23 protein-coding genes, 1 tRNA gene and 1 pseudogene are annotated in these 25,570 nt (G+C 49.8%); 9 read left to right on the top strand and 16 right to left on the bottom strand.

What is annotated here, in order from left to right; all coding sequences use genetic code 11:
• The 4 genes and pseudogenes from EV12_RS08755 to EV12_RS08740 form a co-directional block, all read right to left on the bottom strand.
• A pseudogene (locus EV12_RS08755) lies at positions 1 to 247 on the bottom strand (S-layer homology domain-containing protein); the annotation flags it as partial.
• A gap of 345 nt (positions 248 to 592) precedes the next feature.
• On the bottom strand, positions 593 to 1,534 hold the full coding sequence (gene ppk2 / locus EV12_RS08750) for a polyphosphate kinase 2 (protein WP_036914630.1): 942 nt from the start codon (positions 1,532 to 1,534) through the stop codon (positions 593 to 595).
• Positions 1,535 to 1,668: 134 nt separating this feature from the next.
• Positions 1,669 to 2,991: an ATP-binding protein gene (locus EV12_RS08745; RefSeq protein WP_036914628.1), complete on the bottom strand. Its 1,323-nt coding sequence runs from the start codon at positions 2,989 to 2,991 to the stop codon at positions 1,669 to 1,671.
• Entirely contained in the window at positions 2,991 to 3,716 is a 726-nt protein-coding gene (locus EV12_RS08740; RefSeq protein WP_193742191.1) for a response regulator, read from the bottom strand. Before EV12_RS08740 ends, EV12_RS08745 begins: the two co-directional genes overlap by 1 nt.
• Before the next feature lie 151 nt (positions 3,717 to 3,867).
• On the opposite strand from EV12_RS08740, the gene EV12_RS08735 reads away from it, so the two are divergent.
• Positions 3,868 to 4,389 (top strand): EF-hand domain-containing protein, encoded by a 522-nt coding sequence (locus EV12_RS08735; RefSeq protein ID WP_052039485.1) that lies wholly within the window; start codon positions 3,868 to 3,870, stop codon positions 4,387 to 4,389.
• Here the strand turns inward: EV12_RS08735 and EV12_RS08730 are convergent.
• The 3 genes from EV12_RS08730 to EV12_RS08720 all read right to left on the bottom strand — a co-directional run bounded on the left by EV12_RS08730 (position 4,386) and on the right by EV12_RS08720 (position 6,135).
• Positions 4,386 to 4,787: a hypothetical protein gene (locus EV12_RS08730; protein ID WP_036914627.1), complete on the bottom strand. Its 402-nt coding sequence runs from the start codon at positions 4,785 to 4,787 to the stop codon at positions 4,386 to 4,388. The genes EV12_RS08735 and EV12_RS08730 overlap by 4 nt on opposite strands.
• Positions 4,788 to 4,918: 131 nt before the next feature.
• Complete coding sequence (locus EV12_RS08725; RefSeq protein ID WP_036914625.1) at positions 4,919 to 5,536, bottom strand: DUF4335 domain-containing protein; 618 nt, start codon at positions 5,534 to 5,536, stop codon at positions 4,919 to 4,921.
• Positions 5,536 to 6,135 (bottom strand): DUF3038 domain-containing protein, encoded by a 600-nt coding sequence (locus tag EV12_RS08720; RefSeq protein WP_241466510.1) that lies wholly within the window; start codon positions 6,133 to 6,135, stop codon positions 5,536 to 5,538. The genes EV12_RS08725 and EV12_RS08720 overlap by 1 nt, the downstream gene beginning before the upstream one ends.
• Before the next feature lie 43 nt (positions 6,136 to 6,178).
• Here EV12_RS08720 and EV12_RS08715 point away from each other — a divergent pair, with 43 nt between their 5' ends.
• Positions 6,179 to 6,697: an adenine phosphoribosyltransferase gene (locus EV12_RS08715; protein ID WP_036914637.1), complete on the top strand. Its 519-nt coding sequence runs from the start codon at positions 6,179 to 6,181 to the stop codon at positions 6,695 to 6,697.
• On the opposite strand, the gene EV12_RS08710 is transcribed toward EV12_RS08715, so the two are convergent.
• From EV12_RS08710 to dapB, 4 genes are all read right to left on the bottom strand, one after another.
• Positions 6,688 to 6,900 (bottom strand): DUF2949 domain-containing protein, encoded by a 213-nt coding sequence (locus EV12_RS08710; RefSeq protein WP_036914624.1) that lies wholly within the window; start codon positions 6,898 to 6,900, stop codon positions 6,688 to 6,690. The two genes, EV12_RS08715 and EV12_RS08710, sit on opposite strands and share 10 nt — an antisense overlap.
• Positions 6,901 to 6,921: 21 nt before the next feature.
• Positions 6,922 to 8,112: an FAD-dependent monooxygenase gene (locus tag EV12_RS08705; RefSeq protein ID WP_081939882.1), complete on the bottom strand. Its 1,191-nt coding sequence runs from the start codon at positions 8,110 to 8,112 to the stop codon at positions 6,922 to 6,924.
• Positions 8,113 to 8,482: 370 nt separating this feature from the next.
• Positions 8,483 to 9,139 carry a hypothetical protein gene (locus EV12_RS08700; RefSeq protein ID WP_036914621.1) on the bottom strand — a complete coding sequence of 219 codons (657 nt, stop codon included), beginning with the start codon at positions 9,137 to 9,139 and terminating at the stop codon, positions 8,483 to 8,485.
• Between the two features lie 17 nt (positions 9,140 to 9,156).
• Complete coding sequence (dapB, locus tag EV12_RS08695) at positions 9,157 to 10,008, bottom strand: 4-hydroxy-tetrahydrodipicolinate reductase (protein ID WP_036914619.1); 852 nt, start codon at positions 10,006 to 10,008, stop codon at positions 9,157 to 9,159.
• A 115-nt stretch (positions 10,009 to 10,123) separates the two neighbouring features.
• Here dapB and EV12_RS08690 point away from each other — a divergent pair, with 115 nt between their 5' ends.
• Positions 10,124 to 14,167 (top strand): magnesium chelatase subunit H, encoded by a 4,044-nt coding sequence (locus EV12_RS08690; protein WP_036914618.1) that lies wholly within the window; start codon positions 10,124 to 10,126, stop codon positions 14,165 to 14,167.
• Between the two features lie 23 nt (positions 14,168 to 14,190).
• Here EV12_RS08690 and folP read toward each other — a convergent pair whose 3' ends face one another.
• The 3 genes from folP to EV12_RS08675 are packed head-to-tail and all read right to left on the bottom strand — an operon-like array spanning position 14,191 to position 15,973.
• Entirely contained in the window at positions 14,191 to 15,033 is an 843-nt protein-coding gene (folP, locus tag EV12_RS08685; protein ID WP_446727372.1) for a dihydropteroate synthase, read from the bottom strand.
• On the bottom strand, positions 15,011 to 15,742 hold the full coding sequence (gene tpiA, locus EV12_RS08680; RefSeq protein WP_036914616.1) for a triose-phosphate isomerase: 732 nt from the start codon (positions 15,740 to 15,742) through the stop codon (positions 15,011 to 15,013). Before tpiA ends, folP begins: the two co-directional genes overlap by 23 nt.
• Positions 15,743 to 15,775: 33 nt before the next feature.
• Positions 15,776 to 15,973 carry an RNA-binding S4 domain-containing protein gene (locus EV12_RS08675; protein WP_036914615.1) on the bottom strand — a complete coding sequence of 66 codons (198 nt, stop codon included), beginning with the start codon at positions 15,971 to 15,973 and terminating at the stop codon, positions 15,776 to 15,778.
• Between the two features lie 37 nt (positions 15,974 to 16,010).
• Here EV12_RS08675 and EV12_RS08670 point away from each other — a divergent pair, with 37 nt between their 5' ends.
• Entirely contained in the window at positions 16,011 to 17,768 is a 1,758-nt protein-coding gene (locus tag EV12_RS08670; RefSeq protein WP_036914614.1) for an ABC transporter ATP-binding protein, read from the top strand.
• Between the two features lie 175 nt (positions 17,769 to 17,943).
• Entirely contained in the window at positions 17,944 to 18,180 is a 237-nt protein-coding gene (locus tag EV12_RS08665; protein WP_036914636.1) for a DUF6447 family protein, read from the top strand.
• Positions 18,181 to 18,704: 524 nt separating this feature from the next.
• Here EV12_RS08665 and EV12_RS08660 read toward each other — a convergent pair.
• Together EV12_RS08660 and carB are read right to left on the bottom strand one after the other, a co-directional pair.
• Positions 18,705 to 19,388: a DUF3386 domain-containing protein gene (locus EV12_RS08660; protein ID WP_036914613.1), complete on the bottom strand. Its 684-nt coding sequence runs from the start codon at positions 19,386 to 19,388 to the stop codon at positions 18,705 to 18,707.
• A 36-nt stretch (positions 19,389 to 19,424) separates the two neighbouring features.
• Positions 19,425 to 22,733 carry a carbamoyl-phosphate synthase large subunit gene (gene carB / locus EV12_RS08655; RefSeq protein WP_036914612.1) on the bottom strand — a complete coding sequence of 1,103 codons (3,309 nt, stop codon included), beginning with the start codon at positions 22,731 to 22,733 and terminating at the stop codon, positions 19,425 to 19,427.
• Between the two features lie 120 nt (positions 22,734 to 22,853).
• Here carB and EV12_RS08650 point away from each other — a divergent pair, with 120 nt between their 5' ends.
• The 4 genes from EV12_RS08650 to EV12_RS08635 all read left to right on the top strand — a co-directional run bounded on the left by EV12_RS08650 (position 22,854) and on the right by EV12_RS08635 (position 25,109).
• Entirely contained in the window at positions 22,854 to 23,489 is a 636-nt protein-coding gene (locus EV12_RS08650) for a DUF3318 domain-containing protein (RefSeq protein ID WP_011826028.1), read from the top strand.
• A complete protein-coding gene (gene rsfS, locus EV12_RS08645; protein ID WP_036914611.1) occupies positions 23,482 to 23,850 on the top strand; it encodes a ribosome silencing factor in 369 nt (122 codons plus the stop codon). The genes EV12_RS08650 and rsfS overlap by 8 nt, the downstream gene beginning before the upstream one ends.
• A gap of 156 nt (positions 23,851 to 24,006) precedes the next feature.
• Positions 24,007 to 24,984, top strand: coding sequence for an asparaginase (locus EV12_RS08640; RefSeq protein WP_036914610.1), 978 nt, complete (start codon positions 24,007 to 24,009; stop codon positions 24,982 to 24,984).
• Between the two features lie 48 nt (positions 24,985 to 25,032).
• A tRNA-Met gene (locus EV12_RS08635) sits at positions 25,033 to 25,109 on the top strand.
• The last annotated feature ends 461 nt before the right edge of the window (positions 25,110 to 25,570 follow it).

Below are 25,570 nucleotides of genomic sequence, written 5' to 3'. Positions count from 1 at the left end.
TGTTGCCGAGGTAGCTACCGCTTGGATAGCCAGCTACACAGCCGTAGCGCTCAATCAGGTTGCTAAGAGCCTGATAAGCCCAATCGGTTGGGTAAACATCTTGGAATTGGGAGATGCTGGTGACCTGCTCGCTGGAGGCCGAATAATCGGACACACCTTTGATATCTAGGTCTGCGGCATTAGCAGCCATAGGGGCCATCAGGCCCAAGGCAGCAGGTGCCACCAGCAATTGCTGGAAGAGTTTCATTTGGTTCCTCACACGAAAAACGGCAATACCGCGTGATAATTATCTATTACTAGCGTTAACCGTGCCAATACTATTAATTCATTCAATTAAAGCAATTTCTACGTCATCAAGCCACAGTGCCTGAATTTGAACGTACCATTTGATACGCAATTCAAGACGGTCTGATCAATTTAGACTCTATAAAAGTCTAGCTTTAATATCAGCCAAGTTAAAGCTGACCTTAGAGAAAATGAATGCATCAACAATCCCGGCCTTATTGAAAAGGTAGTATTGAGATACAGGACGCCTTATTAATATGATGAAAATTATTAAGTAACAGAGCTCAATCAGATCGAGCATGATTAATCAATCATTGGTCATGTTATAGGGATAGGTATTAGGTACAAAAAACTGCTCATTCTTTGGTGGGCGCATATATTCACCCTGTTCAGGCCGTGCTGGAAGTTCAATTGCAGGAGGGGTCATATCTTCCCAGGGCACCTTGCTGAGCAAATGGCGAATGCAATTCAGACGAGCTCTACGTTTGTCGTCAGCCTCTACGGTGAACCATGGAGCTTCAGGGATATTTGTATGAGTAAACATCACATCCTTTGCTTTGGAAAATTCAACCCAACGATTGCGAGCTTCAAGATCCATCTCGCTAAGCTTCCAACGACGCGTTAAATCGTTAATCCTTGACTGGAACCTGGCCTCCTGTTCCACATCACTAACTGAAAACCAATACTTGAGCAAAAGAATGCCACTTTGTACGAACATCCTTTCAAATTGAGGACAAGCTTGATAGAAGCGCTCTAGCTCCTCTTGTGTACAAAAACCCATCACCCGTTCTACTCCAGCGCGGTTATACCAACTGCGATCAAACACGACAATTTCGCCAGCGCTAGGGAAATGGTCAACGTATCGCTGGAAATACCACTGAGTCTTTTGTTGATCTGATGGGGTCCCCAAGGCCACCACACGGCAACCTCGGGGATTCAAAGGTTCTGTCAGTCGTTTGATCGTGCCCCCTTTACCAGCTGCATCACGACCTTCAAACAGCACAATCATGCGAAAACCAGTGGCCTTTATCCAGTACTGCATCCTCACCAAATCGGACTGAAGCTTCTTCAATTCAGACTCATATAGCTTCTTGTTGAGACGTTGAATACTTGAATGAGGACCATCTGAAAATGATGATGGATGTTTAATGTCTTTATCGGTACCATCAAGACTTTCCAAGTCGAGCCCAGTGTTTGTTTCTGATGGGGAAGAAAACTTCTTCTGTTTCTTGTTCTTGTCTTTGCCCATCACAACCTTCTAGCAAAGCTACCCTGTGTTGCCTCCTAAAGTGACAAAAAGAAACCATGAATCAACTTTCCTCAGCGCTTGGACAATTTTGCCAAAAAAAATATTAGATTAACAATATTTTTCTACTTCGACGACTATTCAGGAGGCTCAAAAGGCAATTGAAGCCTTACCGCAAAGCGACCAGGTTGGTCTTCAGTGGATCCATCAGAAGCAACAAAGCTGAGTTGCCCTCCATGTCGACTAACAACATGAGCAACAATCGACAGCCCGAGGCCGCTATGCCCCTGTTCCCGGCGCGATTCATCCAAGCGTTGAAAAGGTTGTAAGGCTCGCTCCCACTGATCCATTGGCATGCCGTTTCCCTGGTCCCAAACTTCGATGCGATAACTGTGTTCAAAGCCACGCAGCAACACCGTCACAGGTGCTAAACCGTAGGTAAATGCATTGTCGATGAGATTCACAACTGCTCGTCCCAAGGCAACAGGCCTCACTCTGGCGATAAGAGGTTCAAGATCAAGCCTCAGCAGATCGGCAGGATGAGTCGCACAGACCTCTGCCATCCACGCATCTAGAGGTAATTCCACCAAGGCTTCGCTATCACCTCCACCGGCAAAAAGAAGGAATTGGCCCGTGATTCGCTCAAGTGACTCCAAATCCCTTGAACATTGATCACGATCCTTAGCACTGAGGGATGGCAAAGACAGCCGAAAACTGAGTCGAGTTATCGGGGCTCTCAGATCATGGGCGATGCCTGCAAGCATCGTTGCCCTTTCACGGCGATTGGCAGATAAGCGTAAAAGCATGGCATTGAAACGTTGAGTGAGGCGTTGGACTTCAGGAGCGCCCACTGCTGCGACTGCTTCCGGATCCATACCATCACCAACGCGAGCGAGGGCCCTTTCCAGACCCCTCAATGGTCGATCAACCTGAAAAAGAAGAAAAAGACCACCACAAATCACCACGGCACCAACCAAAGCCAGTCCAAACATGATTGGCTCCGGTGGCCAACCAAGAGCGGAACGCAGTCCAACTCGGAGCCAAACAGGCTCTAAAGGGGAAATAAGTTCAATCAAAGCTCCACGTTGCGCACCTTCAGATTGGAAGGGAACCACCATTGGACAATGGGAGAGTCGTTGGCATAACTGCTTCTGAAGCGCATCTGTTTGCCGCTGAAGAGAATGATCAAATCGGGGCGGATCTGGTGGACGATCGATCACTGCTAGATCCAGCCCTGTGAGTTCAGAAACCAAACCAGGGGGATACCGTTCAAGAGCTAACTCAGTAAGACGAACGTTGAGTGATAGATCACGACCAAGTTGAATGGTCTGAAGCATCTCTAACTGTCGGCCAAAGAGCACCTGCAACACCAATAAACAAAGTGCCCAACTGCCAAGAACAAGGCCACTCCAGCCCAAAGAGATGAACACGATCGCCGGCCTGCGTTGTGTCCGAGTCATCAGCGAGACCGGGGCTCACCATCAGGAACAAAGACATATCCATATCCCCATACCGTCTGGATATAGCGAGGTCGACTGGAATCAGGTTCGACCAACCTTCTCACTCTCGAAACCTGAACATCCATGCTTCGACTATCAGTATCACAACCTGGCCCACGCGCGAGTTCGATCAATCTTTCCCTAGAGAGAGGGCGATGAGGATGTTGTACAAAGGCAGACAACAAGCTGAATTCTCCGCTCGTGATCACAACTGGAGAACCGTTCTGGGTGAGGGTACGAGCCGAAAGATTTAACTCATTCCCACCAAAAACAACATCGCCACCCTCGGCTAAAGGGGTACCAGCAGGCAGCGCACTGCGTCGTCTCAAAACAGCTTCAATACGAGCAGAAAGCTCTCGTGGAAGGAATGGCTTGCCAAGGTAATCGTCTGCACCTTGCTCGAGACCGATAATCCGATCGACAGCTTCCCCCCTCGCGGTAAGCATCACAACAGGCAAATCATCCCCTGCATCACGCAAACGACGCAGAGCGGAAAGGCCATCATCACCCGGCAGCATCAAGTCAAGGACAACAAGATCAGGTCGTTGAAATTCCAAACGTGCTTCCAGTTGCTTGACATCGCTGAGACAGCGAACGTCATAACCTTGGTCAATCAGATAAGTACCCACCATCTGACGCAGTTCTGGGTCATCGTCCACAACCCAGATCATCGAGGAGCGTTCCATCACTATTGGGTGCTCTAGAAGCCACTGTTCTTCGATGGTATAGACAATCTCTATCGCTTTTTCTAGAGGGGTTGGACCATGTCACAGCTCAAAGAGCTTTGGTCATAGTTCAGTCATCGACATTGCTGGTCACGATCCATAGGCTGATTTCATGACAAATCAGCCAAGGCCCCCTCTTTGCTGGCCGAAATCATTGGAGTCAAAGGTTTTCAGGTTAATCACTGCAGGACTGATCAGCGCTGGAACTCTGCTGAACCAAACCGGTGCCGAAGCCGTACCAGATGGCATTGAGTACTACGGACAGCGCATGGAGGATATGTTCTTACGATTGGACCTCAACGGCGATGGTCGGCTGGATGCAAGCGAGGTAGGAGAAAAGACTTACCTGAAAAGAAGGCTAAATAGAAAGAATTCACGAGGATATTTAGTTTTAGAGGACTTACGACCTCCCGGTACTCATCCAAACGGTAAAAGGCTCCAACGACGTTTCAAGCAAGCCGATATCGACGGCAATGGGAAACTCAATCGCTATGAAGCTGAGTCAATCCCCTGGCTGGCCAACAACTTCAACAGACTGGATTTCAACAACGATAGCGATATAACCATGGAGGAGCTTTGGATGTTGCAAAGATCCCTGGCGCCTCATCCTCATCCTCAACCTCGCAGGCACTAACGACGGATCTGGCGACGTATTGGCCTCCTGGAAACCTTCTTCGGCCTACTCCATAGTTGTGTAAAAAACCTCAACATCCGCCAGCTGCCACCAAGGAGAAGGCTCAGACCAATGATCACGAGTCCAGCCAACAAAATCACCGAACCAAGGCCCAAAAGGGCCTCAAGCAGATGAGTGATACCGCGAATCAGATCAGCGATTGCTTCGCTGACAATCACCACCCCATCGAGTCTTTGAGGAACCCAGTTCAAAAAAGCTAATAACCCGATGCCGCCAACCAACATCAGCAGGGATTCAACAAACTGACGCCAAAGAGGAAGCACCTTTCTGGGTCTAGATCTGCGGAAAACCTGACGTTGACGATCTGAGTTATTGAATTTTCGAAGAGGACTGCTCATGGGATAAATCAGTAGAGGGGGTCCGCTTCAACAGGACACGATGAATTCGATCTTCACGCCTGCAGATCTCCCAATGGGAGGTATAAAAGTGTTTTCAATAGACCGTAATTCTGACCTGCAAGATCTGTTCGTCAACGATCAGAACGTGATTGCAACTCTGGCGCATTAGGAGTGGCAGGGGGCTGAGTTCCATCTGGATAGCGTGGAACAGGCAACAACAGACCAAGACCTGCAATCAAGAATAATGCTGCGCCACCAATCAATGGAGCTCCTAAGCGTTGGCCAAGAGGGACTCGCTCGGCAAGTTCCTGACGCGGCAATGGGTAATCAATTGGCAACTCCCAGTGAACCTGCACACGTGAGTCAAGGCGAAGATCATCCAGACAGCGCACGAGATCAGCAAGCTCTGCATCGTCAAGGTTAAGAGTGAGAGGAGGGACATTCGGCTGAGTACTTCGCAAAAGCAGTTGATGTCTATCCCCAACAGGAGAAATAACGACCACACTGGTTTCGTCACCAAAAGCTCGACTCACACCAGAAATGCGGTGGCGTGAATAGGGGAGCACAGAAGCCATCAAGGCCTGCAAATGTTCACGCTTGCCTTCTAGCTCTGGTGAACCAACCAACTGCAGCCGCCAACCCGACAGGATGCCTAGAGCACCATCCCCATGACCTGCGGAGAAATCTGGCAGGCCCTCCACCTGAAGGCGGACTGCCGTTTGGTCATAACGGAAAGAGAGGTTAAGCATCAGGGTGTTGGATCAAGCAAGCTGGCGCGCAGGCGATCGACTCCTCCATTACCAGCAGCAAGCGCAAGCGTAAGCACCAGCTCACGCTGAATAGGCTGAGATTGCTCTGGCTTCAACAGACGCTGAACAGCTCCGCGCCGAGGATTCATCCTCTCCTCAATCAGATCACGCAATCGCTGATCAAGCAAAGTCCAACGCTGCAAATTGAGTTCTTCTGGTTCACGTGAAGAAAGCAGCTGATGAAGAAGGGGATAAAGACGGCTTGCCATGAAACAAAGCAGGCGAAGCAAAGCCTCAGTATCAATAGAACTGAGGTCACCTCTACGGGTAGCGCGTCTCAGTGGATTGTGACAACGTCGCTTCCAAAGCTCAACCCGGTTGGGGAACTGTTCCTGCAAACCCAGCTGATTCGTTGCCCAAAGCATCGCCTCACCACCATTGAGATCAAGTGATTCGACCACAAGCAAGAGAAGGTCTAGACGCTCAAGTCCTCTCCTACCAAGAACGGTGTTGTTCTGCACGCCACTCTGCTTTTGCTCAAAGGGTTTCTGTTGCTGAACAGTTGATGAAGGATCTGAAGTGGTTGTTGCATTGATCATGGCTGCGATGATGCCAGGCCTAAGGCCCCTGCGTCACCACTCTTTGGATCTTCGCCACCTCATTCAAGACGTACCAGACTTCCCAAAACCGGGAATTCTCTTTCGGGACATCAGTCCCCTGCTGCGTGATCCCGATGGCTGGGATGAAGTGATGCGACAGCTAGGAGATCTCTGCACAGAATTCAAACCCGATTTAATTGTCGGAATCGAATCACGTGGATTCATTGTGGGAACAGCTTTAGCAACGACTCGCAAAATCGGCTTTGTTCCGGTTAGGAAGCCTGGCAAATTGCCTGGTGATGTTCTTGGCATCGACTATTCACTGGAGTACGGCAGCGATCGGCTCGAGATTCATGCCGATGCTCTACAAGGTCATCCCCGTGTCTTAATGGTGGACGACCTTCTGGCGACTGGAGGAACTGCAAGAGCCACAGTCGAGTTAATCGAGCAGGCTGGTGGTGATCTGGTGGGATGTGGTTTTGTGATCGAATTAGCCGATCTCGGCGGGCGTCAGCAACTTCCAGTTGAGATACCAGTGAAGTCACTGATCATTTACTCCTGATCATTTTCCCAATCGAGAACCTGCTGATACTGAGTCAAGCTCAGCAAACCGAAACTCCAAAGCACGACCGGCAGAGGTGCTTGCTCCAGTTCTGCCTGACGCAAACCCAAGTTCAGAGCGTTCTCGCTAAGGCCGAGTTTCTGTTGCAAAAACTGCAGTAACTGGGGTGAGAATGAGGGCTGCGGATGGCTACTGATCACCATTGAACCAACTGCAGTAGACGATCATTCTGGCAACAATCTGATGACTGTGATGGGTCCATCAGTCATGGCCTTCAAAAGCAACTGACGCAACAAAGAGAAGCGCGCCAGAAGAAACATCAGCGGGAGTCGAACCATCAGCAACATGATGTTTCGACTGGAAAAAAAACGCACGATCAAATCAGTAAATAAACCAACCAACACGAGATCAAAAATGCGCTTGCGGGCATAGAGCTGAGGCAACTTCTCAACAGGCAACTGGCCCTCATCGACATTCTTCACAAGGTTCATCAAGGTGCTTACGTCACGCCAACAAAGATTCAACCCTTGTCCTCCGACAGGATGACAGCGATGCCCCGATTCACCCACAAGGACGCCACGACCTCGTTGCAAACGAAGGGCAAAGGCGAGTTGGAGAGGGAATGCCGCAGGGCGATCCAAGAGCACATCTGGCTGAAGGCCATCTGGTAACACCGCAGCAAGATGATCAAGAAAGCACGAAGGAGAAAGACCAGCACGTTCTTGGCATCGTCTCAAAGGACCACTCCAAACCATCTGGAAGACCTCACCTCCCATTGGCAAGACAGCTAGAGGACCTTCAGCACGAAAAAGCTCATATGCCATCAAGGGATCAGCACCCCGAAGCAGCACCTTGGCTGTTAAACACCCATTTTGATAAGGATGGTTCCAAGTGTTGATACCCCATGCCTCCCGGGTAAGAGATCTCGGACCATCAGCCGCAACAACCAAATCGTGACCATCGAGATGATTGTTATCAAACTTCCCCAAATTTAAAAGCACCTTTGGAGATGTCTGAAGACGATCAATCAGCAATTCCATTAACAATCGATGGTCAAGAATCCAGCCGACGGCCCCGTGAAGCTGATTTTGGCTTGAAAGATCATCAACCTCAAAATAGGTATGACGATTCAGCTCCTGATCATCTAGCCGCAATCTTGTAAATGGAGCGAGATGAGGAATTAGTGAGGCCCATAGATCAAGTGATTGAAGCAATCGCCTTGATGAATGAGTAAGGGCATAGGCTCTACTTCGTGCTGGCAACTCTTCAACTGTTAAGGGGTCACAGAGGGTGACGCTGTTACCTAGCCGAGCAAGAGCAAGCGCCAAAAGCGACCCAGTGGGACCAGCGCCAAGGATCTTCACTCGTATGTCAACTGGCAAAGACCCTTTTGCTGCAGAGTAGAACCGGTTCAAGTGGTCAACCAGAAAATGAGAAACAGATCACTAGTGATTTTGCTACAAGTTGGCCAATAGCTGTGAATTGATCAATCATGTTCTAAAGCTCCTAAAAGCAGTTTCCCAAACATCTCTGCAAAAAGTGAACAGCAATGCAATATCCCTGAGAATGGCGAAGCATCCACAGAGATGTTAACTGGCTGGCATCCCCTCTGTATTTCAGTGGCAAATCCTAAAGGTTTTCAATCTTAAAAGTATTGATTGATCAACCATCCTCTTGTTGAGAACCTCACAGAGGAATCGAGTAATCGTATAAGTCAAACGAACGATGCCATTTGCACGCCTAAGACTCTTCAAGCTAGTGGCAAGAAAAATCTCTTAGCTCGATTCAGCTGGTCTGGCGAGCAAAACGCAACTGACAAAGCTCCTCAAATGCAGGCCTTAGCAAAAAGGGATACTCCCCGACCCACAACCGCTGCCCTGGCAACCATGCATCAGTCAGTGCAGCGATACGGCTGAAATCCTTGCGATCGCTCAGCACCAGGCAACGAATGATAGATCCAGCTCGGATGGACTGATGCTTCTTGGACATCGGAAAGCTCAATTGACCCAAATATCCATCTTCATCCTCTAACTCAAGAACAATCCAAGTACGTCTGTTCTCAACAAGCTCCAATTCTCCGAGCTTGTTCGCTTGCTCATGACGTTCCAGCACTCGTTCACGGGTGAACACATTGGCCACCTCACCTTCGAAGATGGCCGCCGCCGGATAACGACGAAGTCCTGCATTACGCTGACCCGCTTCAACAATTGGGCCCCAAAGCACATAAAGCAGAAGAGCCACTCCAGCAACAAGCCAGACAGCACCCCATCGACTCGCCAGCTGACTCTGACTAATCAATAGTGTGATCACACCTCCAATGGCTGCGATCATGACCCTCTGCAGAATCTTTCGAGGGTTGCCAAGGGCCGCTGCGAATTGATTACTGGTGGCCACTGCAGGGATAAGCCTCTGAAGCTCTCCTGGACGCAAAGGGACCAACATCGACACGCAAATGAATTTCAGATGAGGCGTTCAAGGCCATAAACCAGACCTTGAAGCTGTCGCACCTTACGAACGGTTAGCAACACACCTGGCATGTAGGCCGAACGATCAATGGTGTCGTGTCGGAGTGTATAGCTCTCTCCAGGAGCTCCGAACATCACTTCCTGATGGGCAACCAATCCAGGAAGACGAAGCGAATGGAGTCTTAAGCCACTAGCTCGTAAGCCACCACGGGAACCAGTCAGCGATTCATGCTCATCAACTTCAGGCGAATTAAAACTTTTCCCGAGCTCCTCCATCATCTCTGCGGTTTTTATACATGTGCCACTCGGGGCATCAGCCTTACGGTTGTGATGCAGCTCTGTCAGTTCTGCATTGTCATAAAAGCGTGCAGCCGCTGCTGCTGCCTGCTGCAGTAAGACCATGCCAACAGAGAAATTTGGAATCACAGCGCCTCCCATCGAGGCCTTTTCAGCAAAGTTGCTGAGATCAAGCAACTGATCTGGAGACAGACCTGTAGTGCCTATGACCGGATGAACCCCATAGGCAAATGCCGCCCTGGTGTGCTCGTAAACCACTGAAGGATGAGTGAAATCAACAAGCACAGCACCTTGTCCAGGTCCAGTCCTATGAAAAGACTGGCTAACAGAACAAAGACAAGCCTCAAGGTCGGACGTCAAAGCAACATCAAGAACACCAATTCCAAGCTCCTCCCCAACCTCCACGCCTTCCTTGCCTGGAGTTGTGTCCACTGCACCAACCAACTCACAATCCGAAGCGAGATGAACAGCTTTGATGACCTCAGCCCCCATGCGGCCCAGTGCGCCAGCAACCACAACAGGAATCAACTCTGGAGGGACTGAGGTCATGGGAGGGCGATCGCTGAATAAAGCCTATGGGTCGACTCATGTAACACCCAGGCAGCGAACTTCACGCTGAGCGCCAGACAACCTAGGCTTCATCAAATTACTTTGCAGTACGCCAATGTTCACGCAGGTTCGCTCAGCCGATCGCCGAGTTGCTCCTGCTGAGAACCACAGTCATCAAGCTGTGATGAAAGCGGTGTATTTGGTACTCGAACCTCAGTACCAAAGTGCGCTTTCCCAGGCCGCAAACAGCCTCAATGCACAAAATGGAGCCATTGGCGTTGAACTGAGTGGTTACCTCATCGAAGAACTGCGCGATCCAAGCAACTTTGCAGACTTCCAAGCAGATGTAGCCGAAGCCGATGTTTTTATCGCCTCGCTGATTTTCATTGAAGACCTAGCTCAGAAAGTGGTGGACGCTGTCACACCCCATCGCGAGCGGCTCAAAGCCATTGTTGTTTTTCCTTCCATGCCGGAGGTGATGCGGCTCAACAAGCTTGGCACCTTCACCATGGCCCAGCTTGGACAGAGCGATAGTGTTATCGCCAACTTCATGAAAAAGCGAAAGGAATCAAGCGGAGCTGGATTCCAAGACGCAATGCTCAAACTATTAAATACACTCCCCAACGTTCTTAAATATCTGCCGGTTGATAAAGCACAAGATGCAAGAAGCTTCGTGCTCAGCTTTCAATACTGGCTAGGAGGTACGCCAGACAACCTGCGCAACCTGCTGTTGATGCTGGCAGATAAATACGTCTTCCCCATGAAAGAAGGAGAAGGACGTCCAAAACTAGAAATCGTGGAGCCAGAGATCTTCCCAGACCTGGGCATCTGGCATCCCATGGCTCCGTCCATGTTTGAAGACCTTAAGGAGTACCTCAACTGGACGGCCAGCCGCACCGACCTCACAGACGCCGCCCGCAAAGGTCCAATGATCGGCCTTGTCCTGCAGCGAAGCCACATCGTCACTGGTGACGATGCCCATTACGTCGCAATCATTCAGGAACTCGAGTTCCGTGGCGCACGTGTCCTCCCTATTTTCTGCGGTGGCCTTGACTTCTCTAAGCCTGTCAATGCCTTCTTCTACGACCCAATCAACCCTGACCAACCTCTAGTCGATGGGGTAGTTTCCCTCACTGGATTTGCCCTTGTGGGTGGCCCTGCCAGACAGGATCACCCCAAGGCTATCGAATCTCTCAAGCGCCTCAGCCGCCCTTATATGGTGGCGCTACCGCTTGTATTCCAAACGACTCAGGAATGGGAAGTCAGTGACCTAGGCCTGCACCCAGTACAGGTTGCACTACAAATCGCCATCCCAGAACTAGACGGAGCCATCGAGCCAATCGTGCTCTCTGGTAGGGATGATGCCACCGGCAAAGCCCACACACTTCAAGACCGGGTTGATGCGATTGCTGAACGAGCAATCCGTTGGTCATCTCTAAGAATCAAGCCAAGAGCTGAGAAAAAATTAGCAATTACTATTTTTAGTTTCCCTCCAGATAAAGGCAATGTTGGGAGTGCTGCCTACCTAGATGTTTTTGGTTCCATCCATCGTGTTTTGGAGGAAATGAAGGTTCAGGGCTACGACATCCAAAACCTCCCCAAAGACTCCAAAGCACTGATGGAGGCGGTGATCAATGATCCTGAAGCACTAGAAGGAGCACCAGAACTGGCCATTGCACACCGTATGAGTGTGGCTGAGTACGAGCACCTGACACCTTATTCAGAGCGCCTTGAAGAAAACTGGGGCAAGCCGCCAGGAGAACTCAATAGTGATGGTCAAAACCTACTGATCTATGGACGGCACTTCGGCAACATTTTTGTAGGCGTGCAACCCACCTTTGGCTACGAAGGAGACCCAATGCGCTTGCTCTACTCAAGAAGCGCCAGTCCTCATCACGGCTTTGCTGCTTACTACACCTATCTCGAAAAAATCTGGAAAGCTGATGCTGTGCTCCATTTTGGCACCCACGGCTCTCTCGAATTCATGCCAGGGAAGCAGATGGGCATGAGTGAAACCTGCTATCCAGATTCATTGATCGGAGGGCTGCCAAATCTTTATTACTACGCCGCGAACAATCCCTCCGAAGCAACGATTGCCAAGCGACGAGGTTATGCCTCCACGATCAGCTACCTCACTCCTCCAGCAGAAAATGCAGGCCTCTATAAGGGCCTCAAGGAACTGGGCGAACTGGTGGGGTCCTACCAGCAACTGCGTGAAGGCGGACGTGGTGTGCAAATTGTGAATACCATCATTGAAACCGCACGTCAATGCAATCTTGATCGCGACGTAGACCTGCCAGAACAAGACGCAGCAGAGCTAGATCTCGACCAACGGGATGCAGTTGTAGGAGCGGTGTATAGCCAATTAATGGAAATCGAGAGTCGTCTACTTCCATGTGGACTTCACACGATCGGCAAACCACCCACGGCAGAAGAAGCGATAGCAACTCTGGTAAGCATCGCCGCCCTTGAACGTGAAGACGATGGTCTTCGTTCGCTTCCTGGGCTCTTAGCAGAAGCGATAGATCGCAAAATAGAAGATATCTACAAAGGAAATGATGACGGCATTCTTGCTGATGTAGAGCTCAATCGCACAATCACTGAGGCATCTCGTGTCGCCGTTAGGGCGATGGTGCAATCTCTCACGGGACGAGACGGACGCGTCAATATGAAAGATAATTCCAACTGGTATTTGGATTGGTTTTTTAATCTCCTTCAGCGTTTTGGTGTAACACGCCCCAATGCATGGTTGCAAGCCTGTAGCAAAGCTGGATTCGGCAAAATTGATTCCATTGAGCTTGACAAACTGTTTGCTTATTTGCGCGTTTGCCTTGAAAAGATATGCGCAGACATGGAAATGCAGAGCCTCATTCGTGCCCTGGATGGAGAATATGTGCTTCCTGGTCCAGGTGGAGACCCAATTAGAAATCCAGGGGTTCTGCCAAGTGGCAAAAACATTCATGCTCTCGATCCACAGGCCATCCCAACCAGAGCTGCCGTTGCTGCAGCAAAAGGAGTTGTCGATAAATTAATTGAACGTCAACGCCAAGAACAGGGCAATTGGCCAGAAACGATTGCCTGTGTTCTTTGGGGTACAGATAACATCAAAACTTACGGTGAATCGCTTGCGCAAATTCTCTGGTTTATCGGTGTAAATCCAGTAGCAGACTCTGTAGGTCGTGTTAACAAGTTAAAACTCATTCCCCTTGAAGAGCTTGGTCGACCAAGGATTGATGTGGTTGTGAACTGTTCAGGAGTATTTCGAGATCTGTTTATAAACCAAATGGCATTAATCGATCAAGGCGTCAAGATGGCAGCTGAGGCCGATGAACCACTGGATCAAAACTTCGTACGCAAACACTCCCTTGAACAAGCAAAGGCACATGGCACAACCCTTAGGGATGCAGCCTGCCGTGTATTTTCTAATTCAAGTGGAAGTTATAGCTCAAACGTAAATCTTGCAGTAGAGAACTCAACATGGGAAGAGGAGAATGAACTTCAAGAGATGTATCTTTCACGCAAGACATTTGCCTTTAATGCTGACAACCCAGGAGAGATGAACCAAAACAGAGAAGTATTTGAATCTGTCATGAAAACAGCAGATGTCACATTCCAAAACCTTGATTCTGCCGAAATTTCGCTTACTGATGTTAGCCACTACTTCGACTCAGACCCCACAAATTTAATCAAGGGTCTTAGAGGTGATGGCAAAGCTCCAACGAGTTACATCGCAGATACGACAACAGCAAATGCGCAGGTCCGCTCTCTGAGCGAAACGATTCGATTGGATTCGCGTACAAAGTTACTCAATCCAAAATGGTATGAAGGCATGGTCAACTCAGGCTATGAAGGTGTTCGCGAAGTCGCCAAGCGCCTGAACTTTACCCTCGGCTGGAGCGCAACTAGCGGACAGGTAGATAACTTTGTCTATGAAGAGTCAAACGAAACCTTCATCAATGATCCAGAGATGCGTAAGCGTCTCATGGAACTTAATCCGCATAGTTTCCGTCGTATTGTTGGCACCCTCTTAGAAGTCAATGGCAGAGGATATTGGGAAACATCTGATGAGAACATCCAGCAATTGCAAGAGCTGTACCAGGAAATTGAAGATCGAATTGAAGGAGTAACAACTCCAGAGAACCAATCGTCTGGCGAATGATTAAAAAGTAACTGAAACCCCTATTACCACAGTCTCCTAGCCATTTGAAGGGTCTGATGGATTGGACCCACATCATGCACTCTCACCATTGCCGCCTTCGCCTGCACACAACGGCACGCCACCGCGGCTGTACCCCATAGACGAGCCTCTGGATCCGGTTGGTGCAAAACATCTCCAATGAATCTTTTACGGGAAGGTCCAACCAAAACAGGGAACCCTTCAGAGCAAATCCTCTCCAGATGCTTCAACAACATCAGATTTTGTTCAGTGGTTTTAGCAAAACCCAAGCCAGGATCCCAAATCAACTGATCAGATCGAATACCAGCTGCCAAAACTTGATCCGTTCGACGAAGTAATCCAAGACGGACCTCTTCAATCACATCGCTATAAGTGGCGAGTTGATCCATGGATTGACTGTTGCCACGGCTATGCATCAACACATAGGGACAACCTGCTTCGGCAACAACCCGCAGCAACTCTGGATCACGCCTGCCGCCGCTGACATCATTGATCCAATCTGCACCTGCTTGCAGAGCTGCCTCCGCCACCTGCACCAAAAATGTATCCACAGAGATCAACGCCTGCGGGTGAGCTGCACGTATTGAACGAAGAGCAGGCATCATTCTGTTCAACTCCTCTTGCCAGCCAACCTCCTCGGCCTTAGGCCTCGTGCTCTGGGCACCAAGATCAAGAACATCAGCTCCTTGCTGTAAAAGAAGAGTTGCCTGTGCAAGGGCACTAGCAGGGTCTAGATAATTGCCACCATCGCTAAATGAATCAGGAGTGATATTAATCACCCCCATCACATTCGTTCGCTGTCCCCATCCCTGAGGCCAAGGAGATTTAACTGGTTTGATAATTGGCAATGCGAGCAAAACTCTCTGGATCAAGGGAAGCACCACCCACCAACACTCCATCGATATCACTCATCGCCATCAGTTCATCGATATTTCCTGGCTTTACCGAACCGCCGTACTGAACAATTAGTTCCGAAGAACCAACCCAGCGACGAATCAGCCCACAAATGCGGTTGGCTTCCGTTGCTTCACAAGTCTTCCCAGTGCCAATAGCCCAGATGGGTTCATAGGCAACCACAAGTCGTTCTGGATCAGTGTCTTCAAGTCCCTGTTCCACCTGACGTCGTATGACTCGTTCGGCCTCTCCTCGTTCACGCTGCTCATCACTTTCACCCACACAGACAATCGGAATCAAACCGTGAGACTGAGCAGAACGAGCACGGCGGTTGATCTGTTCATCACTCTCACTGAAGTATTTGCGCGGTTCACTATGACCAACAATCGCGTATCGCACTTGATGCTCCAGAAGCATCGTTGGCGAAACCTCTGCGGTATAAGCACCATCATCCTCCCAATGCACATTCTGGCTTGACAATTCCAGACGAGTGCCGCCAACAGACTCTGCCATTGAGGAGATGGCAGTGAATGGTGGAGCAATCACCACATGACGGTCATTGGGAGTGGCTTCGATTAATGGCAGGAACATGGCCGTGTACTCCCGTGCCTGAGCACAGGTCATGTGCATCTTCCAGTTGCCAGCGATCACGGGTTTACGCACGCTCGGGTCCTCTGAAGTTCCGCAGGGGCTAACTTACGGCCCTGTCGAAGCATTGCCGACAAAGACCGCCTCATCTGTGCCCAATCGAACCCGATTGCCTGAACTCAAATGGCGGCCACGCCTTGTTTCAACGGTTCCATTGACAAACACCTGCCCTGACTGGATCAGCTGTTTCGCCTCGCCTCCAGTGGCTACCCAGCCCTGCCATTTAAGAAATTGATCCAACTTCATTGAATAAGCAGAGGGTTCACGCAACTAGTGTGACTTGATGTTTTCCTCCTCCGAAGCCGGCTTCCGCAGACTGCTTCCCCTCTTACGCCCTCACCTGCGCAGGTTGATCTGGGGAGGTGTGTGCATGCTGATTTACGTAGGATGCTGGCCGCTGCTGGCATGGCTTGCTGGGCAGCTGATTCCAGCGATCGGGGCAGGCAAGCTGACCCAGGTCGTCCAGGTGATTGCCATAGCACTCACTGTTTTTCTGGTTCAAAAACTGGCTCAATTCGGACAGGACACAATGCTTGCCGGGCCAGCATTGCGCGTTAGCCAAGACCTGCGTCGTGATTTATTTGCACAGCTGCAACAAGTAGAACTTGGGGCCCTCGAGAAACTGTCCTCAGGAGATCTCACCTATCGGCTCACTGAGGATGCCGATCGTGTAGGAGAAGTGATTTACAAGACCATTCAAGACACCACACCAAGTGCTCTGCAATTGGTAGCGGTATTTGGCTATATGGTTTTTCTTGACTGGCAACTATCACTAGCCACCCTGCTGCTAGCGCCGATAGTGGCGATCTTGGTAGGCCAGTTTGGTGCCAGAGTCATGAGAGCTGCAGAACGCAGCCAACGACAGGTGAGCGATCTTGCAGCGCTACTTGGTGAAGCAATCCAAGGGTTGCCTTTGGTCAGAGCCTTTGCTGCAGAACCCTGGCTTCAGAAACGCTTTGATGCCGAAGTTGATCTTCATCGTCATGCGCGTTACCAAACCCTGCGTCTGCTCGCTCTACAACATCCTGTCGTGGGCTTCATCGAAGCCGCTGGCATCCTCACAGTCTTGGCGATTGGTGCCGCTCGGATTCAAACCGGCGGAATGGATGGGCAAAGTTTCAGCAGCTATGTCGCTGCCTTGCTGATGCTGATCGATCCCATTAGCCACCTCACCACGAATTTCAATGAATTCCAGCAAGGACAGGCCTCACTACGACGCCTGCGAGAAATTGAACGCGAACCACGAGAACCCCCTGACATTGACCAGGCTGAACCACTGGGTCGCTTAAAAGGTGATCTGGTGCTTAGTCACGTCAGTTTTGCCTATGTCAATGAGCAACAGGTGCTACAGGATCTATCTCTAGAGGTGAAGGCTGGCCAAGTCGTGGCATTGGTGGGTCCATCTGGTGCTGGCAAGAGCACTCTGTTCTCATTACTTTTACGCTTCAACACGGCCCAGCAAGGGAAGATTCTTTTAGATGGGCATGAGCTCAGCCAGGTCAAAGCCCAGGAGCTAAGACGTCAGGTGGCCTTGGTTCCGCAAAGCTCAACGGTATTCTCAGGCAGTGTGGCTGATGCCATTCGCTTCGGCCGTCAGGCAAATGAGCAAAAAGTGAAGCAGGCTGCGAGTTTGGCTAACGCTGATGACTTCATCATGTCCTTACCGGAAGGATATTCCACTCAATTAGAAGAACGAGGCACAAATCTTTCTGGTGGCCAACTTCAACGCCTCGCCATTGCTAGAGCGGTGCTCGGCAATCCAGCCGTGCTGCTGTTAGATGAAGCCACTAGTGCGCTGGATGCCGAAGCGGAAGCAGCCGTTCAACTAGGTCTTAAACAAGCTATGCAGGGGCGAACTGTTCTAGTGATAGCCCACCGTCTTGCAACTGTTCAGGAAGCAGATCAGATTGTTGTGCTGGAACAAGGGCGTATCAGTGATCGTGGCAGCCATGACGAACTAATGTCCCGCACGGGTCGCTATAGAGAGCTCTGCGAACGACAGTTCATTCGCGATATAAAAAGAAGCGCTCCGAGCCAATAACGGATAAGAGCCATCATGGCAAATCCCTAGGATATAATTTTAGGCGAGCTATAGACAATTGCATTTTCATGCTTTAGAAAGTGTTGGATACCCTTTTGGTAAACAAATGCCTCCGAAATGGCCCTTCGGAAGGTCCGAAAGCACAAATGCCACTCAAGAACAGAACTTACCACCGATGACTGACTCAGCAGCGAACAAGCCTGATCCTGTACTCACTTTTGAAGGCAAACGCTACGACCTGAATTCATTACCAGATGAATTGAAAGAACTGATCCGTGGCATGCAAGTTGCTGATGCCCAACTACGCATGCACGAAGACACTCTAAAAGTGCTGGCAGTAGGCCGTCAGACTCTGGCAATGCAATTGAATGAAAAGCTCAAAGACGTCACCCCTTTACCAGAGGCATCTTGAACTGATTTTTTCTGCTTACCGCCTACCACTTTTTTAATTAATTGTGCTCCAAAGTTAAAGGTTGTTTCCTATGGGGGTCTTTTATCAAGCCAATTCTTTCAGGCAAAACCACTAGCAATAGAGGGCGAAAAGAATATCTAAACCTATTGCCTTCAGCTAGTGATGGAGGCAATATAAACTTGGGCTTCTGATTGTTCACAAATTATTCTCAGCAAAGTTTTCGAGATAGTGAGAGATAGGTCTTGCCTCATAAGCTGGAGCCAGCACTAGGAACAGCAATAGCAACACTCCAATGAAGACATAAAGCCCACTCCTAGCATCATCAAGTTAGCTGTTAACAAGGTAAGGATGAAAATTACTCAACCCTAGATCGAACATTTGCCTAGTCATCAATAGTCTTAATTGTACCCAAAAATAGACAAGCTTAAAAGAATTGATTACCTCCTATCGCAAAACGCACATATTTAGTTTTATCGTTCAAACAAAGTTTGCATTATTAGTCTCAAATCAATTGACAACCATTATCACTCATTTTGTAGCAGCTTAAGATCTACAAACTGAAATAATTGCCGTTCAGCAGCTATTCCAGCAAAAGAATCTTTTTCCACTAGCCTCTCACTCAATACCCATAAGCCATCATCAGCCAAGGGCACAAAAGTATCAGTGAACTGACTCATACCACTGGTAGGTTCGTTCGTTTTCGGATCGTGGTATTGACTGCTGTAAGTATGACTTAGGTAGCCATAGCCTGTATTCGTCGTGCTTTTTGTAAAAATGGTTACCACAGTTCCGTGAATATGGCGATGAACCATCGTCACCACATCATTTTTGATGCGATAACGATCACCAACATTTTTCCCTCCAACGATCACTTCCAAACCAACTTCATCGTTGTCCCCTGCGGTAAAAGTGTTTTCAGCATGGGTCTTTTCAAAACTGCGTCGCACTCGATGAATCGCAACTTCCCATAGCTGGGAAGAGACAGCCTTAGAGATCAATTCATCTTCTATACCGTCAACATGAGCCTTGAGATCCGCTCCCAATTCAAACCGCCCTTCCACGACGCGATCATCCTTTACCCAGAGACATCGACCCCGATAACCAGAAAAGACCGGATCCCAGGTGTAGCGATTCTCATAGGCTGCCTGAAATAGTTCTCGACAATCACTACCAGGAGCCAAAACGATAGGAGAAGCGTTAGCGATCACGGCAAGAACTTCAATTGAGCAAACCCTAATGGGTTGTCAAACATGGATGTCCTGAAGGGCAGCTACGGATAGTGACTGTTGCTGGAGTGCCGTGATTCCCTCGACAGCAGCACGTGCTCCAGCAATCGTCGTAAGGGTAGGCACGGAGTAATCAAGAGCTGCTCGTCGCAGATATTTGTCGTCATGAGCGGCCTGACGGCCAATAGGTGTGTTGATCACCAACTGAATCTGACCAGAGCGAATCAAATCCTCAATATTGGGACGTCCCTCATGAACCTTGAGTACTGGCTGAACGTTCAATCCAGCCTGATTAAGGGCTTGAGCAGTTCCGGATGTGGCCGTGAGATCAAAACCAAGTTCAATCAGCCGTTCAGCGACAAGTATTAATGCTGGCTTGTCCCGATCATGAGTTGAAAGAAAGACTGTTCCACGAATTGGTAAAGCCTCACCAGCAGCAATTTCAGCCTTGGCAAACGCCATGCCAAAACTCGAGGCTGAACCCATCACTTCTCCAGTGGATCGCATTTCCGGGCCCAGTACCGAATCGGCCCCAGGGAAACGACGGAATGGCAATACAGCTTCTTTGACAGACTGAAGAGCTGGTTGAGGCTCATCTCTAAGTCCAACAGACGCCAACGTCTCACCTGCCATGAGCCTAGTGGCGATCCTGGCCAGGGGTACTCCTGTGGCTTTAGCCACAAAAGGAACAGTACGAGAAGCGCGAGGATTGGCCTCGATGATGAACACTTGCTCATCACCCGCTTCATCTCGCTGGACAGCGAACTGCAAATTGATCAACCCCTGAACTTTGAGAGCAAGGGCCAACGCTTCACTCCAGAGACGAATCGTACGAAGGGCTTGCTCACCAAGAGAGATGGTGGGAAGGCAGCAAGCGGAATCACCAGAGTGAATTCCAGCAGGCTCAATGTGTTCCATCAAACCGCCAATCACTACAACCCCATCAGAGTCACAGAGAGCATCAACATCAACTTCGACAGCATTTTCCAGATACTGATCAATGAGCACTGGATGATCGGGTTCGACCTGAACCGCTTCAGCCATATAGCGATTCAATTCTTGTTCATCAAACACCACCTCCATGGCTCGGCCTCCAAGCACATAAGAGGGACGAACGACAACGGGATAACCAATGCGAACTGCTACGGCTCGAGCATCTTCTTCACTACGAGCTAAGCCATTACGAGGCTGGCGAATCTGAAGTTGCCGCAAGATCGCCTCGAACTGTTCACGATCTTCAGCCTGATCAATTGATTCTGGTGATGTACCCCATATACGAGTGCCTATTGACTGTCCGATCGAACTCTCTAGCCAACGAAGCAAGGGAATTGCCAACTTGAGTGGAGTCTGACCACCAAACTGAACGATGACACCATTTGGGCGTTCAGCCTCGATAACATTCAGTACATCTTCAAGAGTAAGAGGTTCAAAATAAAGTCTGTCACTAGTGTCATAATCAGTAGAGACAGTTTCGGGATTACTGTTAACCATCACAGTGACAAATCCTTGATCCTGAGCTGCATATGAAGCATGGCAGCAGCAATAGTCAAACTCAATTCCTTGGCCGATGCGATTAGGACCGCCGCCAAGAATCATCACTTTTGAGCGACTGTCTGTAACGACCTCGCTTTCTGGTTCAAGTTTATACAATTGGTCATCAGAATCAAGGCGGTACAGGGGCCGCTCATAAGTTGAATAATGATATGGAGTAGTTGATGAAAATTCAGCAGCGCAAGTATCGACTGTCTTAAAAACAGGTTTGATATTTAACAGTTCACGACGAGCACGTACATCGAGCTCCTCAGAACCTGTCGCCCAAGCAATCTGACGATCGGAATAGCCAAGCTGCTTTAAGCAGAGAAGACATTCCTCATCCAATTCATCTAATTTATGCCCATACAGATGCGTTATCTCAGTGTTGATCAGATGGCGTAATTTGGCTAAAAACCAAATATCAATCTTACTCAAAGCGCAAATATCATGGTCACTGCGTCCGGCCAACATCGCTGTTCGCACTGCCATGATCCGCTCAGGAGAAGGTGTGCGCAACAAACGCTCAATTTCTGTAGGAGTAAGTTCTGGCTCCTGACGATCACAACCCCAACCAGCCCGCCCGATTTCCAGAGAACGCATCGCTTTCTGAAAAGACTCTTCGAAACAGCGACCGATCGCCATAGCCTCTCCCACAGACTTCATTGCCGTAGAGAGGACAGCAGGACTGCCCTTAAACTTCTCAAACGCAAATCGTGGAATCTTAGTGACGACATAATCAATTGTGGGTTCAAAACAGGCTGGTGTCTTACCCGTGATGTCGTTAATGATTTCGTCGAGGGTATAACCCACAGCAAGACGAGCAGCAATCTTGGCAATTGGAAAACCCGTGGCCTTACTTGCCAGCGCTGATGATCGACTAACGCGCGGATTCATTTCAATAACAACCACCTCGCCATCATCTGGATTGATAGCGAACTGAATATTGCTACCCCCTGTAGCAACACCTATCTCACGAATAATGGCAATGGACTGATCCCTAAGCCTCTGATACTCACGGTCGGTAAGAGTTTGTGCAGGGGCAACGGTGATTGAATCTCCTGTATGCACACCCATCGCATCGACATTTTCAATGCTACAGACGATCACAACGTTATCCGCCAAATCACGCATTACCTCTAACTCGAACTCCTTCCAACCCAACAAAGACTTTTCGATCAAGATCTGAGAAACAGGGCTGGCATCTAGACCGCTTTTGCAGATCGCTGCAAATTCTTCTGGGTTGTAAGCAATGCCACCACCACTGCCACCAAGAGTGAAGGCCGGTCGAATAATGCGCGGAAAACTATTGATCACTTCACCAACGTCTTCTGCCTCTTTGAGGCTGGAAGCAATCCCTGAAGGGCAAACATTGACGCCTATGCGCTCCATCGCCTGCTTAAACAGCTGACGATCTTCAGCCTTTCGAATTGCGTCTAGATCTGCACCGATCAACTCAACGCCGAAACGTTCGAGTGTGTGATTTTCAGCCAATGCCACCGCCAAATTAAGAGCCGTCTGGCCGCCCATGGTTGGCAGCAACGCATCAGGACGCTCTAACTCAATGACACGAGCCACTACCTCGGGTGTGAGCGGCTCGATATAGGTGCGATCAGCCATCTCCGGATCCGTCATGATTGAGGCCGGATTGGAATTCACCAGCACCACCTCAAAACCCTCATCACGCAAGGCCTTGCATGCTTGAGTGCCGGAATAATCAAATTCACAGGCCTGGCCAATCACGATCGGACCTGACCCCAGCAGCAGGATGCGACGCAGATCAGACCTACGGGGCATGGAATTTCAGGTATTGGCCAAACGCGACTAGCTTCCCACGCAACGTCAGAGATAGCTCAGGAAAAACACCCAGGCGCCATGTAGTCGCTAGCTTGATGAGTACGGAGAGAGATCAAGACCATGAGCGAACTCCAGCGCCTTAAGGGGCAGCTGCCGCCAGAGATGCAGAGCTGGGTGTTCGTGGAGGCGGCAGCAGCGGTAGATCCACCGCTCATCACCCTCGAGGAAATAGGACGTGATGAGGTCGAGATCCAAATCGATCTCGAACAATGGGACAACCTCGCGCTCGACCATCGCAACTTGCTGTTTTGGCATGAAGTCGGTCGAGTCCAGAACGACACCATTCCACGCGATGGCTGGGAAATGGCTGCTCTCGCCATCGGCCTTGGCGGTGCAATCGGTGAACTCTGGGTTCAAGACGGATTGTTGCTACTAATGGCCCTGGGTCTTTCGGGCTTCGCTGGATATCGGCTCTATTTAAAGAACAACTCTGAAAAGCGGCTTCAGGATGCAATCGCTGCCGATGAAAGGGCCATCGATCTGGCCTGTCGTTTTAATTACAGCGTGCCGAATGCCTACAAGAGCCTCGGCGGTGCTCTAAAGGAGCTTGTGGAACAAACCCGCAAAAAGAAGAAGCGCAGCTTCTATGAAGATCGATTGGAAGCCCTTAGAAAAAGTGCTGGCAAAGCTCGAGCAGAGATGGCTGAACAGGAAGGATCTCGCCAATCCGTAAGCAGTGAGAACGTCTATGGATAGTGAACAGCTAGCAGAAATGGCCGCTGAAGCCTGCGACGATCGCAAAGCTACAGACATTCAACTGATCCGTATCGATGAGGTTTCCAGCCTGGCGGACTGGATGGTGATTGCCGGAGGACTGTCTGAAGTCCAAGTACGAGCAATTGCCAAATCTGTGCAAGACCGCATTGAGCTAGAAGCCGATCGATTGCCATTGCGAAGCGAAGGTCTCAATGAAGGCAAATGGGCTCTGCTCGATTACGGCGAATTAATCGTGCATGTTCTACAGCCAAGCGAACGAGGCTTTTACGACCTGGAAGCCTTCTGGAGTCATGGAAAGCATCACGGCTTCATGAGCTCGGATCTCTCTAAAGCATCCTGAGAGTTAAAACACCACTTTGAATTAGTAGCAATTAACACCAACTCGAAGTTCCATTGCTTAGTTATTTGGCACCAACCATGGACTTCATCACAAGCCTCATCATCAAAGGGGGCGCGTCTCTGCCAGGCTCTCTGAAGCCTAAAAGTCTGCTTGAGCATGAATCTTCCAACCTGGTTCGGAAGCTCACAGCGTTCGAGCACAACGCCTCTTGAAGTAAGCCTTAAGCGTGGCTCCAGCGTGGAGTCGATCCATCGCGTCCATGCTGTGGTTTGCGATGGGCGTGGGCGCATCCTGATGCGAGCGGGCTGTGCAGACTTTGAAACCTTCATCCGTTCAGCTCTAAAACCCTTTCAAGCACTGCCATTGTTGAGTAGTGGCGCAGCAGAGCAAATGAACTGTGGGGAAAAAGGATTGGCAATCTGCTGTGGGTCCCATTCAGGGACAGCCGCCCATGCCCGCGAAGCCTTCAGGTTGCTTTGGAATGCCGAGCTAGACCCAAGCCTGCTGCAATGCCCGATTCCAACAGGAGGCACGAGCCCGCTAGAGCACAACTGCTCCGGGAAACATGCTGGCTTTCTTGCGACGAGCAAGAAAATGGGTTGGCCCCTTGATTCATACCTGCAAGGCAACCATCCTCTGCAAGTCGAAGTGAATCGACGCATAGCCGAACTGCTTGGGCTACCGGCCGACGAGCTCGTAGCTGCCCGGGATGACTGTGGAGCTCCAACCCTTCGCCTACGGCTAGACCAAATAGCTCTGCTCTATGCCCATCTCGGGGCATCACGTCAGGCAGAAATGGAACAAGTAATTAGGGCAATGCTGGCCCATCCTGAACTCGTAGCAGGGGAAGGCCGATTTGACACTGAGCTCATGCGACGAGCTCACGGACAAATCGTGAGCAAGGGTGGAGCAGAAGGTGTCCAATGTCTAAGCCGCGTTGGTGAAGGGATGGGTGTAGCGATCAAAGTAGAAGACGGATCCAAACGAGCAAAACATGCTGTAGCGCTCCACCTACTTCGCCAACTTGATTGGCTCACCCCAACCGGACTGCAAGAATTAGAGGAACAGGTGTTGCTCATTGCTCCAGGTGTGCAGCTGGAAGTGGCCGGCGCTCTGCGATACCAGGAAACCTAAACAAAGACCAGGTTGGACAGCCTCAAAAGGTATGCTTTTGAGGGTCACCGCGGGGTAGAGCAGTCTGGTAGCTCGTCGGGCTCATAACCCGAAGGTCGGGAGTTCAAATCTCCCCCCCGCCACCACTTAAAAGCCCCTCTCTGAGGGGTTTTTTAATGTCCTGGACTAGGAAGTTCTAAAACTGACAGGAGCGAGCAAACTGTTCCTAATAGGACATAAAACACGCCAATGCTCACCGTAGGTCTGGTAGGCAACTACCAGAGTGACGTCCGTTCCCGATACACTTAAGCGAGGGGAAACAGCCTTCAAAATGTTCACTGCCGAACATTTCGAGGTGTACCTCTCAAGTTAGTGCCACATCAGCTACGGGGGTCGAAAAAATGCCAAAAGGAACGCAGAAGAAGCTCGACGAGTTCGACACCGAGCCAACGCTCTCGTTACCTCTAGGTGTCGGTTCCGGATGGTCAGGAAGAAACGGAACTATGTAATCCGGGGTCCTCGACTACAAGCCCGTCTGGAACATAGTCATGCGCTACTGAAAAGCTAACCATCAACTTCTCGCCTCTAGCCAATACCTATATCTCCT

Source organism: Prochlorococcus sp. MIT 0701, from assembly GCF_000760295.1.
Lineage (GTDB): Bacteria > Cyanobacteriota > Cyanobacteriia > PCC-6307 > Cyanobiaceae > Prochlorococcus.
The sequence above is the reverse complement of the archived record's forward strand: the minus strand, read 5'-3'. Positions and strand labels throughout refer to the sequence as shown.